Source organism: Providencia sp. PROV024, from assembly GCF_032709665.1.
GTDB lineage: Bacteria > Pseudomonadota > Gammaproteobacteria > Enterobacterales > Enterobacteriaceae > Providencia > Providencia huashanensis.
This window is the reverse complement of sequence record NZ_CP120545.1, coordinates 4,244,425-4,257,248: the sequence shown is the minus strand read 5'-3', so window position 1 is coordinate 4,257,248 and position 12,824 is coordinate 4,244,425. Positions and strand designations below refer to the sequence as shown.

General features: G+C 42.9%; 10 protein-coding genes and 2 tRNA genes. 11 read left to right on the top strand and 1 reads right to left on the bottom strand.

Going from position 1 to position 12,824, the window contains the following annotated elements:
* Positions 1 to 6 precede the first annotated feature (6 nt).
* Positions 7 to 82: transfer RNA gene (locus tag P3L56_RS19635), tRNA-Gly, on the top strand.
* 40 nt (positions 83 to 122) lie between these two features.
* Positions 123 to 198 (top strand) — tRNA-Gly (locus tag P3L56_RS19630).
* A gap of 685 nt (positions 199 to 883) precedes the next feature.
* On the opposite strand, the gene queG is transcribed toward P3L56_RS19630, so the two are convergent.
* Positions 884 to 2,065, bottom strand: coding sequence for a tRNA epoxyqueuosine(34) reductase QueG (gene queG / locus P3L56_RS19625; protein WP_042845822.1), 1,182 nt, complete (start codon positions 2,063 to 2,065; stop codon positions 884 to 886).
* Positions 2,066 to 2,358: 293 nt separating this feature from the next.
* Here queG and tsaE point away from each other — a divergent pair, with 293 nt between their 5' ends.
* The 9 genes from tsaE to P3L56_RS19580 all read left to right on the top strand — a co-directional run bounded on the left by tsaE (position 2,359) and on the right by P3L56_RS19580 (position 12,685).
* The gene (gene tsaE / locus P3L56_RS19620) at positions 2,359 to 2,823 is read left to right on the top strand and encodes a tRNA (adenosine(37)-N6)-threonylcarbamoyltransferase complex ATPase subunit type 1 TsaE (protein WP_042845821.1); all 465 of its coding nucleotides are present in this window, start codon (positions 2,359 to 2,361) and stop codon (positions 2,821 to 2,823) included.
* Positions 2,824 to 2,837: 14 nt separating this feature from the next.
* Positions 2,838 to 4,124, top strand: a complete 1,287-nt coding sequence (gene amiB / locus P3L56_RS19615) for an N-acetylmuramoyl-L-alanine amidase AmiB (protein WP_042845820.1) — start codon at positions 2,838 to 2,840, stop codon at positions 4,122 to 4,124.
* A 13-nt stretch (positions 4,125 to 4,137) separates the two neighbouring features.
* The gene (gene mutL / locus P3L56_RS19610; RefSeq protein ID WP_166685229.1) at positions 4,138 to 6,099 is read left to right on the top strand and encodes a DNA mismatch repair endonuclease MutL; all 1,962 of its coding nucleotides are present in this window, start codon (positions 4,138 to 4,140) and stop codon (positions 6,097 to 6,099) included.
* Entirely contained in the window at positions 6,092 to 7,033 is a 942-nt protein-coding gene (gene miaA / locus P3L56_RS19605; protein WP_042845818.1) for a tRNA (adenosine(37)-N6)-dimethylallyltransferase MiaA, read from the top strand. Before mutL ends, miaA begins: the two co-directional genes overlap by 8 nt.
* Positions 7,034 to 7,139: 106 nt before the next feature.
* Positions 7,140 to 7,439 (top strand): RNA chaperone Hfq, encoded by a 300-nt coding sequence (hfq, locus tag P3L56_RS19600; RefSeq protein ID WP_210831397.1) that lies wholly within the window; start codon positions 7,140 to 7,142, stop codon positions 7,437 to 7,439.
* Positions 7,440 to 7,531: 92 nt separating this feature from the next.
* Positions 7,532 to 8,812: a ribosome rescue GTPase HflX gene (hflX, locus tag P3L56_RS19595; protein WP_042845815.1), complete on the top strand. Its 1,281-nt coding sequence runs from the start codon at positions 7,532 to 7,534 to the stop codon at positions 8,810 to 8,812.
* Between the two features lie 84 nt (positions 8,813 to 8,896).
* Positions 8,897 to 10,099 (top strand): FtsH protease activity modulator HflK, encoded by a 1,203-nt coding sequence (gene hflK, locus P3L56_RS19590; protein ID WP_042845813.1) that lies wholly within the window; start codon positions 8,897 to 8,899, stop codon positions 10,097 to 10,099.
* A gap of 2 nt (positions 10,100 to 10,101) precedes the next feature.
* On the top strand, positions 10,102 to 11,103 hold the full coding sequence (hflC, locus tag P3L56_RS19585; RefSeq protein ID WP_042845811.1) for a protease modulator HflC: 1,002 nt from the start codon (positions 10,102 to 10,104) through the stop codon (positions 11,101 to 11,103).
* Positions 11,104 to 11,383: 280 nt separating this feature from the next.
* Positions 11,384 to 12,685 carry an adenylosuccinate synthase gene (locus P3L56_RS19580; RefSeq protein ID WP_042845810.1) on the top strand — a complete coding sequence of 434 codons (1,302 nt, stop codon included), beginning with the start codon at positions 11,384 to 11,386 and terminating at the stop codon, positions 12,683 to 12,685.
* The last annotated feature ends 139 nt before the right edge of the window (positions 12,686 to 12,824 follow it).

The following is a 12,824-nucleotide window of genomic DNA, read 5'->3' as shown; positions in this document are numbered from 1 at the left end:
CGTGATGCGGGAATAGCTCAGTTGGTAGAGCACGACCTTGCCAAGGTCGGGGTCGCGAGTTCGAGTCTCGTTTCCCGCTCCAAACTTTCTTAGTGTTTTAGTGATAGCAATACCCACCAAATGCGGGAATAGCTCAGTTGGTAGAGCACGACCTTGCCAAGGTCGGGGTCGCGAGTTCGAGTCTCGTTTCCCGCTCCAATATTTTCTTATCGTATTATTTTCTCTTATTACTCTTTCGTATTATTTACTCACACTTAAATCTAAGTGAAATCACGTATCGTTATAAATTCTGACGATCGACTGCTTTTTGGTACATATAATTTCTACAAGCTAGGATCGACGCGGCTTAAACGATCTTTTCCAGATCTTATTCCGATTTTTACTTGCATTCATCATCCGGTCGCCATAGAATAGCCACCCCTTGCTAATAGGGTGTTCTATTTGGTGTTTTATTTAAAAGTGGTTAGGTTAGCCTATTAGACAAAAAATTATTTTTTACCGGGTTTTACTCTTTTTTCATGGTAGCTTGGTCTTTTAGTCACTTTATATCGATTAATCAACGTAAAATCAGTTTTTTTCTCTTATTACCTCATTGAAAAGTTATCCACAGCCTCGCCAATCTTAATGGACGATTATTGTCGTTTGAAATAACTTATTGCACAGAGTTATCCACAGGATGATAGGTTGTTTTTGTTTACATTATCAAGATATGACTTGTTAATTACTCTTTCGTAACCCATTGATTTTTAGTGGTGGGATATATTTTTCTAAAATGTGTTGAGCACGACTTGCAAATTCTTTACCTATTGGTAGCTAAGCCTTTTTTTATTTTATTCACATCTGTTTGACAATTCTTTTTTTTGAATATATAGCCGCGCTTTTTTTAGGCGTCTCTAGGCAAACCTTTAGTAATGGCGCGTACAAGACGCTTTTGTTGTGAAGTTTGAATTGTTACTTGATTTTCGTTGCGTCGATTGAGCTGCTGTTGGATTGCCCAGTGGAAGTGTTCATCCAGCATCCCGTTGATCCCTAAACGGTTTTGTAAGGCAAGTACAATGTTATCTTGGTAGGGGGCATTACCTAATGCTACGCTAATATTGCGTAACCATTTGATATAACCAATTCTGCGGATCGCCGATCCTTCTGTCAACGTTAAAAATTTATCTTCTGTCCATGAAAAAAGCTCAAGAAGTTCAGGGGTATGCAACGCTCGTCTCGGGCTGAAATCTTCTTCATCGGTAAGCTGTGAAAAACGGTTCCATGGGCAAATCAATTGGCAGTCATCACAACCATAGATGCGATTTCCCATTAATGGCCTAAATTCTTCAGGAATAGCGCTATCTAACTCGATAGTAAGGTAAGAAATGCAACGCCTTGCATCTACGGTATAAGGTTCGACAATCGCGCCAGTGGGGCAGGTCGTCATACAAGCCACACAGCGGCCGCAACCCTCTTCGATAGGTTGATCAATAGGCACTGGTAAGTTAATCAATAACTCGCCTAGAAAAAACCAAGACCCTGCCTCACGATTTAATACGAGAGAATGTTTCCCTGTCCAGCCTAAGCCTGCTTTAACGGCAAGGGGACGCTCTAAGATAGGTGCTGAATCGACAAAAGGCCTAAAGTTAAGGTCGTCAACATGGATACCATTTGCTAGCATCATCCCATCAAATTCGCGACAATAGGCTAAAATACGGTCAGAAAGTACTTTTAAACGTTTTTTCAATAGCTTATGATAGTCACGGCCAAGAGCATAACGGCTAATATAGCCTAGCTCTGGGTTATTCAGTGTACTGGCAAATGCGGCTTTGGCTGGAAGGTAGTTCATGCGTACACTGATGACGCGTAATGTGCCGGGGTGTAATTCATGAGGTCTAGCACGCATCATACCGTGGCGGTTCATCCATTCCATTTCTCCATGGTATTGTTTGTCTAACCATGCTTGCAGCTTGGGTTCTTCTTCAGATAGATCTGTATCGCAGATCCCCACCTGTTGGAAGCCCGCTTCAATGCCCCATTGTTTGATATTCTGGGCCAGAAGATTGAGATCGAGGTATGTCGCCATAGATCCTATTATGGTAAAGGTTAAAACGGCAGGCACTCTATCATGTCCTGTGTTTTTCATCAAAATACAGGAAAAAAATGCCTCAATAATTTAGAACTATTATAGGATATTTCTGATCTCATCATTCAAGTCATGTTAATTAAGAAAAATGGCCCGGCTTGGGTTAAGATAAGCAGTAATAATGATATTAATTGTTATATCTGTTATCCATTATTGCGCGATGAACAATAATGCAAAAGATCTTAGGCCTAAACAGGCTAGATAGTTCACTAATGACGTAATCAAAGAACAATATGAAAGAACGTACAATACAACTTGCCAACGAAGAGCAAACTGTTGCGCTAGGTTGCACTATCGCTAAAGCTTGCCAGCAAAATACCGTGATCCACTTGTTTGGAGATCTTGGGGCAGGGAAAACAACCTTCAGCCGTGGTTTCTTGCAGGCTCTTGGTCATCAAGGTCATGTAAAAAGCCCAACTTATACATTGGTTGAGCCATATGAATTAGCGGGTCGTCAGGTTTTTCACTTTGACCTTTATCGCTTAGCCGATCCCGAAGAACTTGAATTCATGGGTATCCGTGATTATTTTTCTGAAAATTCGATCTGTTTGGTTGAATGGCCGCAGCAAGGTAAAGGTTTTTTGCCTGAAGCGGATCTTGAGCTCCATCTAACCTATCAAGGTGAAGGGCGTCAGGCTCACTTTATTGCTTTGTCTGCAAATGGGGAGTCGTTGTTAGAAGCATTATCCCTACTTTAAGGAAGCTATTGCTCATGTTGAATGCATCAATACATAAAATAACAAAAAAGGGTTTTTTTACTGTTTTCTTCCTGTTTATGTTATCGATAGTGTGGTTGTTTGTTGCGAAAGCACAGGCAGCGACGTTGTCTAATATTCAAGTCAGTAATAGCCCATCACAGGCAGAAGTGACCCTAAGCTTTACCGATGGTAAGCCTGATTACTCGTATTTTCCATTGCATTCACCTGAGCGCCTTGTTATTGATCTAAAACAACGGGGCGAGATCATTGGGCTCCCCCTTAAAGTCCCCGCGGGTGATTTAGTTAAATTGGTGCGCTCGAGCCAACCGTCAGATAATCAACATAAAAGGGTCGTCTTGGAGTTGTCTCGGGCTGCAAAAACTAAAGTGCAACTTAAGCAAGTTTCTGGCCAATACCAATTAATATTTACCATTTATACCGGTAATTCAGCAAATTCAGCATCACTAAATCGGACGAGTAGTGCAGCGGCTCCAGTGGCAAATAGTGCGTCGGATAAACCATTAAAAATGAATAAGCCAGCCCCTGTTGCAACACCTGTTCCCGTTAATAATAAGCAACTGCCAAAAGGCTCTAAACAAGTTGTAATTGCGATTGATGCAGGGCACGGAGGAAAGGACCCCGGGGCAATTGGTAAAAATGGTTACAGAGAGAAAGATGTTACGCTCAGTGTTGCACGCAAGTTATATCAGCGCCTTGAGGCGGACCCAATGTTCAAGCCCGCAATGACGCGTGATGGCGACTACTTTATTTCAGTCAGCGGTCGCTCTGAGGTTGCACGTAAAAAAAGCGCTAACATGTTAGTGTCTATACATGCCGATTCTGCGCCGAATAGCCGTGCTCGTGGGGCTTCTGTATGGGTATTATCTAACCGGCGTGCAAACAGTGAATTAGGTAGCTGGTTAGAGCAACGTGAGAAACAATCGGAACTATTAGGTGGGGCAGGTGATGCGCTTAGTGGTGCTGATCCTTACTTAAGCCAAGCGGTTTTAGACCTGCAATTTGGTCATTCCCAACGAGTTGGTTATGATGTTGCGGTTAAAGTTATCGAACAACTACGGAAAGTTGGCAATATTCATAAAAAAACACCAGAACATGCAAGCCTTGGTGTACTTCGCTCCCCTGACATTCCATCAATTTTAGTTGAGACAGGGTTTATCAGTAATACAGCTGAAGAGCAATTGTTGAAATCCAATGAATATCAAGACAAAGTTGCTGAAGCTATTCATTTAGGGTTACGCCAATATTTCCTTGCGAATCCAATACAAGCGGCACCACGCTAAGGGGTTTTGGGTCATGGCAATACACATTCTCTCTCCTCAACTCGCAAACCAAATTGCCGCAGGTGAAGTGGTTGAAAGGCCTGCCTCAGTAGTGAAAGAGCTTGTTGAGAATAGCCTTGATGCTGGGGCTACACGGGTTGATATCGATATTGAACGTGGGGGAGAGAAACTGATCCGCATCCGTGATAATGGCTGTGGGATTAGCAAAGATGAGCTGATCCTCGCTTTAGCACGTCATGCAACCAGTAAAATCGCAACGTTAGATGACCTTGAAGCGATTATGAGTATGGGGTTCAGAGGGGAGGCTCTTGCTAGTATTAGCTCGGTTTCACGTTTGACCTTAACATCAAAACCAGCAGATCAAACAGAAGCATGGCAGTCTTACGCTGAAGGTCGGGATATGGAAGTGTTAGTTAAGCCCGCGGCCCACCCAAATGGCACAACCGTTGAGGTGTTAGATTTATTCTATAACACGCCAGCACGGCGCAAATTTATGCGTACAGAAAAAACGGAATTTGGCCATATCGATGAAATTGTTCGTCGTATTGCGTTATCTCGCCCTGATGTTGCTATTAACCTGACGCACAATGGCAAATTGGTGAAGCAATATCGTGCTGCCCATGATGAAACTCAACAAGAAAGGCGGCTTGGTACCATCTGTGGTACCGCTTTTATGCAAGGCGCATTGAGCTTATCTTGGGAACATAGTGACCTTGCTATTAAAGGCTGGGTGGTTTCACCATCGAATATGCCAGTTAGTGAAGCACAATATTGTTATGTGAACGGCAGAATGATGCGTGACCGGCTGATTAATCATGCAATACGTCAAGCTTATGAAGGGCACTTAGAAGAAAACCAGCAGCCTGCCTATGTCCTTTATTTGACCATTGACCCGAAACAGGTTGATGTTAATGTGCATCCGGCAAAACATGAAGTACGTTTCCATCAGGCTCGCTTAGTCCATGATTTTATTTATCAGGCTGTTCGTACTGTACTACTAGAAGCAGCATCAATTGGTGAATTGCCTGGTATTGAACCTGCAAATGCAGAATTTGAAAACCGTACCTCAGCAGGGGATAATTATTTTTCTTCTGTATCTTCTTCAACGAAGCCTGCTGAAACTGAATATGACGCTCGGGAGCCACTGAAACCGTCGTACGAGTCGTACGGAAAGGAGAGCAGGGAAAAGCAAGTTGCAGAGCCTTTGCTATCACAGCCAAAAGCGACATATTCAGGGGCCATAAAGACAGAATCAAAAAACCTCGCACCGGCCTACGACAAAAAAGCAGGTAGCCTTTACCAAAGCTTAATGTCGATCCCTGTTGCCCCTGAAGATAAAAAAACGCTATTTCCAGAAAGGCAAACTATAGATAACCCGCAAGTTACGTCACAATCTGTAGCAAAAAATGCGGATGACTACCTTTTTGGCAAAGTATTGACAATTTACGCAAAAAACTTTGCATTAATTGAGTCTTCATTAGGGTTAATCCTGCTATCCTTAACGGAAGCTAATTATTTATTGAAACTTGCGCAATTGTCACCTGCGGAAGGTGGTTTAAAGCCTCAACCATTGTTAATCCCTCTAAAATTGTCACTTAAAAGTGATGAAATAGAGGTTTTACAGCGGTACAAGGAACAATTGACAATATTTGGTATCGAAGCCACGATATTTCATGGAAAAGTAACAATTCATACGGTATCGTTACCACTAAGAACACAAAATTTATCACAGCTTTTTTCTGACTTGCTCGGTTTTTTATCGACAAAAGAAAGCGTAACCGATGAAGATATCGCACAATGGCTCGCTAAAGCGATTTCACAGGTGAAACCAGATGAAAGCTGGAGTTTAGCTCAGGCTGTCCAGTTGCTGGCTGATGTTGAGCGGGTTTGTCCGCAGTGGGTGAGAAATCCTCCATCAACATTATTACAATTAATTAATTTACAATCCGTGGTAGCTACACTAACAAATGAGTGATTTAGTAACTCAGAAAAAACCTGATGCAATATTCTTAATGGGTCCAACGGCCTCAGGTAAAACCGCTTTAGCGATAGAACTTCGCAAGCATCTGCCTGTGGAAATAATTAGTGTCGATTCGGCATTAATTTACCGTGGAATGGATATTGGTACAGCAAAACCAACGGCAGAAGAACTCAGCCAAGCTCCCCACCGTTTGATTGATATTCTCGATCCAGCTCTCCCGTATAGTGCTGCCGACTTTCGCCGTGACGCATTAAATGTAATGGGGGAAATTACAGCACAAGGTAAAATCCCATTATTAGTAGGCGGTACGATGCTGTATTTCAAAGCATTGTTGGAAGGGCTTTCACCATTACCTTCTGCAGATCCTGCTATTCGCTCAGAAATCGAACAAATTGCACAAAAACAAGGGTGGGATGAAATTCACCGTCGTTTGGCTGAGGTGGACCCGGTTGCGGCAGCAAGGATCCACCCTAATGATCCACAAAGATTATCCCGTGCTTTAGAGGTATATCTCATTTCGGGACAAACTTTGACTGAAATGACACAAACAGCCGGTGAAGAATTGCCTTATAATGTGTTTCAGTTTGCTATTGCGCCACAAGATCGTAAAATTTTACATGAGCGTATAGAACAACGTTTTCATCAGATGATAAACGCGGGCTTTGAAGATGAAGTGCGAGCGCTTTATCAACGAGGTGACTTACATGTCGATCTCCCTTCAATTCGTTGTGTGGGGTACCGGCAAATGTGGTCATACTTAGATGGCGAAATTAGCCATGATGAAATGATTTATCGGGGGGTCTGTGCAACTCGCCAATTGGCAAAACGCCAGATTACCTGGTTAAGAGGCTGGGAAAATATTCACTGGTTAGATAGTGAACAACCTCAGCAAGCGCTTGACACAGTTATGCAGGTTGTATGTGCATAGGACTGATGTTTGTGTACAATTAGAACGTTAAGCGCAATTTTTGAGTAGTTAATTTTGGAATCTTAAAGATTCTCTTTTAAAAACAACAAAATAAGGAAAACATAGAATGGCTAAGGGGCAATCTTTGCAAGATCCGTTCCTGAACGCATTACGTCGTGAAAGGGTTCCGGTCTCTATTTATCTCGTTAATGGCATCAAATTGCAGGGGCAAATTGAATCTTTTGACCAATTTGTCATTTTATTAAAAAACACAGTTAGTCAGATGGTTTATAAACACGCTATCTCTACTGTTGTCCCTGCTCGCCCTGTCTCCCACCATAGCGGTACTGGTGGCAGCACTGGTACTGGTAATGGTAATTACCATTCAGGTGCTTCGGCAGCGCAAGATGGCGAAGTAACTGAGTAAGTTTGTACGCTAAAAGACAAGGAAAGCATGGGTAGGGAGACTATACCTATGTTTTTCCTTTGCAATTATTGTTTAGCCTAAGAGGTTACACCTTGTTTGATAGGTATGAAGGCGGTGAACTAGCGGTATTAGTCCATGTCTTTTTTTCTCAAGAAAAAGACGTTGATAATCTGGCAGAATTCGAGTCACTTGTGACATCTGCTGGGGTAAAGCCAGTACAAATAGTTACGGGCAGTCGTAAAGCTCCTCATCCAAAGTTTTTTGTTGGTGAAGGAAAAGCAGAAGAAATAGCCCAAGCCGTTGAGGAAAGTGGTGCAGATGTGGTGTTGTTTAATCATACTCTAAGCCCTGCTCAAGAACGTAATCTCGAAAGGATTTGCCAATGTAAGGTGGTTGACCGTACAGGGGTAATTTTAGATATTTTTGCTCAACGCGCACGCACACACGAAGGTAAACTTCAAGTTGAATTGGCTCAATTACGGCATTTATCGACTCGTTTAGTGAGAGGATGGACGCATCTTGAGCGACAAAAAGGCGGGATTGGCTTACGTGGTCCCGGTGAAACTCAACTTGAGACAGACCGGCGGTTATTACGGGACAAAATCAAACAAATTTTATCTCGTCTTAGCCGGGTGGAAAAACAGCGTGAACAAGGGCGTCAAGCGAGAAGCAAGGCGGATATTCCAACTATATCCCTTGTGGGTTATACCAACGCAGGTAAATCCAGCCTGTTTAACCGTATGACGGCCGCGGATGTTTATGCTGCTGATCAGCTATTTGCAACACTTGACCCAACGCTTCGCCGTATTGATGTAGAAGATGTTGGCGCCGTGGTTCTTGCAGATACTGTGGGTTTTATCCGTCATTTGCCACATGATTTGGTTGCGGCATTTAAAGCAACCCTGCAAGAAACACGTGAAGCAACGTTATTGCTGCACGTTATCGATGCAGCAGATAATCGTTTGGATGAAAATATCCATGCGGTTGAAAGCGTGTTGGAAGAAATAGAAGCGGATGAAATACCCGTACTTTTAGTGATGAACAAAGTGGATATGCTGGAAGATTTTATCCCGCGTATCGACAGAGATGAGGATAACAAACCTGTTCGTGTCTGGGTCTCAGCACAAACGGGTGATGGTATCCCGTTGCTGTTACAAGCATTGACGGAACGTCTTTCAGGTGAGATCGCACATGTTGAATTGCGTTTACCACCTAATGAAGGTCGTTTGCGAAGCCGTTTTTATCAACTCCAATCTATCGAACGTGAGTGGTTGGAAGAGGACGGCTCAATCGGCCTTGAGGTGCGTATGCCAATGGTGGATTGGCGACGTCTATGCAAACAAGAGCAGCAATTACCTGACTACGTTATATAATTGTATAGTTAGGCAATGGAATTGATATTAAGAGCCCTATCGCTCTTAGCCCTGAAAATCAATCATAAAGAATGGAGCTAAAACATGGCGTGGAATCAGCCCGGTAATGACGGACAAGACCGCGATCCGTGGGGAAGCGGCAATAAAGGCGGCAACTCTGGCGGGAACAAAGGTGGTCGGAAACGTGGGGCTTATGATCTCGACGATCTCTTTCGTAAACTAGGCAGTAAGCTTGGTGGAAATAAAGGCAGCGGTGGCGGTGATGGTGATAACAAACAATCATCACCAATTAGTGGCCGTTTAGGTATGTTAGCTCTTGCTGCCATCGTTGTTGTATGGGCCGGCTCAGGTTTCTACACCATTAAAGAAAGTGACCGTGGTGTAGTTTTACGTTTTGGTGAATATAGTGGCATTGTTGGGCCTGGTTTGAACTGGAAACCTACGTTTATTGATAGGGTTATACCTGTTAACGTAGAAACTGTTCGTGAACAAGCTACAAATGGCATGATGTTAACATCAGATGAAAACGTGATCCGCGTTGAAATGAACGTTCAGTATCGTGTTACCGACCCAGCACAATATTTATTTAGTGTAACGAACCCAGACAACAGTTTACGTCAGGCGTTAGATAGCGCAGTGCGTGGTGTTATTGGTCAGTCTGCGATGGAGCAAGTACTGACTACGAATCGTGCTTTTATCCGTGATGTCACACAAAAAGAGCTCGAAGCAACAATCGCACCATACAAAATGGGTATCACATTACTCGATGTCAACTTCCAAGCCGCGCGTCCACCAGAGGATGTTAAAGCAGCCTTTGATGACGTAATTGCAGCAAGGGAAGAAGAACAAAAAACAATTCGTGAAGCTCATGCTTATCGAAATGAAGTTCTTCCATTGGCAAAAGGTAATGCTCAAAAGCTGATTGAAGAAGCAGAAGCTTATAAAGCGAGTGTGGTCTTCAAAGCAGAGGGTGAGGTGGCAAGCTTTGCCAAAATGTTACCTGAATATCGTGCTGCGCCAGAGATAACTCGTGAGCGTCTCTATATTGATACGATGGAACGAGTTCTGAGCAATACACGTAAAATCATCGCGAATGATAAGAGCAACAGCATGCTAGTTCTGCCGCTTGATCAAATTATGCGTAATGGTAATGCAGCACAAGCACCAAAAGTGGCTCCATCAGCAAGAATGACGACACCAAGTAATAATTCGTCATCTTCAGGCGCAACTTCTACGCAGCCAAATAACGCTGTCCGTGGTGATGCAGTTAGAGTAGGGAGACAATAATCATGCGTAAATCGCTAATTGTTATCGTTATTGCCATTTTGGCAGTTGCATACGCATCTATCTTTATTGTGCCTCAAACGGATCGCGGTATTGTTTTGCGTTTTGGTAAGGTTCTGCGTGACTCTGAAAACAAGCCGATCATTTATGAGCCGGGTCTACATTTTAAAGTGCCATTTATTGAAACGGTTAAAATGTTAGACGCACGTATTCAGACGCTGGAAATTCAAGCTGACCGTTATTTGACGAGTGAAAACAAAGATTTAATGGTGGATTCATACCTGAAATGGCGCGTTACTGATTTCAGCCGTTACTATGTAGCGACGGGTGGCGGTAACCCATATCAAGCAGAAACACTATTAAAACGTAAGTTTAGTGACCGTTTACGTTCTGAGTTTGGTCGTTTAAGCGTTAAAGATATCATTACAGACTCTCGTGGTCGTTTAACTATTGATGTCCGTGATGCACTGAATAAAGGTTCTGCTACAGACGAAGCAACGAAAGATGCGGATGCAGCGATTGCTGATGCAGCAAAACGTGTAGAAGAAGAAACTAACCTGAAGCCACTGGTTGTTAATGCAAATAGTATGGCTGCATTAGGTATTGAAGTCGTTGACGTACGTATTAAACGTATTGAACTGCCAAATGAAGTTTCTGAAGCTATCTATGCTCGTATGCGTGCAGAGCGTGAAGCGGTAGCTCGTCAGCATCGTTCACAAGGTCAGGAAGAAGCGACTAAAATTCGTGCAGTTGCAGATAAAACTGTAACTGAAACCCTAGCAGAAGCTGAACGTACTGCTCTGACTTATCGAGGTGAAGGCGATGCAATGGCAACGAAACTGTTTGCTGATGCATTCAACCAAGACCCAGAGTTCTATGCATTTATTCGTAGCTTGCGTGCTTATGAGCAAAGCTTCAAGAGTGGTGAAGACGTGATGGTAATGAGTCCTGATACCGATTTCTTCCGCTTTATGAAAGCACCTACTAAGCTTCGCGCGACAGATTAATAAATAAGCTAAGTTGCGTGCAACCTAGCAAAATAACTGTTAAGCTATTAAAGAAAAGCCCGCTTCGGTGGGCTTTTTTTCGCCTGTCGTTTTAAGTGTGGGATTTTTCAGGGAAAATTTAAGCTGCTCAACTGATGATATTCACTTTGAGTTTACGGCAGAAATAAAAATACCATTTTACTTGCTTTCCAGAAAAAAATTTTTGTAATGCCAAAATATCACTGGAACAGTTCATTTTTGATGGTAGAATTCATTTTTAAGCAACCGAGTGTATTTCAAAATGGGTAAGAACGTTGTCGTACTGGGCACCCAATGGGGTGACGAAGGGAAGGGCAAGATCGTTGACTTGCTGACAGAGCGTGCTAAATATGTAGTTCGCTATCAGGGCGGCCATAATGCTGGCCATACTCTTGTTGTAAACGGTGAAAAAACCGTTCTCCACTTAATTCCATCCGGTATTCTTCGTGAAAATGTCATCAGTATTATTGCTAATGGTGTAGTTCTAGCGCCAGATGCATTAATGAAAGAAATGAAAGAATTGGAAGACCGCGGTGTTCCTGTTCGAGAACGCTTACGTCTTTCTGAAGCCTGCCCACTGATCCTGCCTTATCATATTGCATTAGATAATGCGCGCGAAAAAGCACGCGGTTCTAAAGCGATCGGTACAACGGGTCGTGGTATTGGTCCTGCTTATGAAGATAAAGTTGCACGTCGCGGTTTACGTGTTGGTGATTTGTTTGATAAAGCAACGTTTGCAGAAAAATTAAAAGAAATCGTTGAATATCATAATTTCCAACTGGTTCATTACTATAAAGAACCTGCTGTTGATTACCAGAAAACGTTAGATGATATTATGGCTGTTGCTGACATCTTGACTGGCATGGTAATTGATGTTTCTGATCTGCTCTATAAAGCCAATCAGAAGAATGAATTAGTGATGTTTGAAGGTGCGCAAGGTACATTACTGGATATCGACCACGGTACTTACCCTTATGTGACGTCTTCAAATACAACGGCTGGTGGTGTTGCGACAGGTTCAGGCTTAGGTCCGCGCTATGTTAACTACGTACTGGGTATCATTAAAGCTTACTCTACACGTGTTGGTGCTGGTCCATTCCCAACTGAACTATTTGATGAAGTGGGTGACTTCCTGCGTGAGAAAGGCCAAGAATTTGGTGCGACTACAGGTCGTAAACGTCGTACAGGTTGGTTAGATATCGTTGCTATTAACCGTGCGGTACAGATCAACTCATTGTCAGGTTTCTGCATGACTAAACTGGACGTGTTAGACGGTTTAGAAGAAGTTAAACTTTGTGTCGGTTACCGTCGTCCAGATGGCCAAATACTTGAAACTACGCCTTTGGCGGCAGACGAGTGGGATGGTTTAGAGCCAGTTTATGAATCAATGCCGGGTTGGAAAGAAACAACTTTTGGTGTGAAACAAAGAGAATTACTGCCACAAGCTGCTTTGAATTACATTAAACGTGTTGAAGACTTAACCGGTATTCCAGTTGATATTATTTCAACCGGTCCAGATCGTTCAGAAACAATGATCTTACGTGACCCATTTGACGTTGAGTAATAACACTGACAGCGCCTAATACAGGCGCTGTTTTTTTACTGCCTTATCCACATTTCCTGCCTTGTGATGTATCTTCTTTGATAAAGCATTCCAAATTTCACATAATATCCGCATAATGATTGATAAAATTGAATCTTCT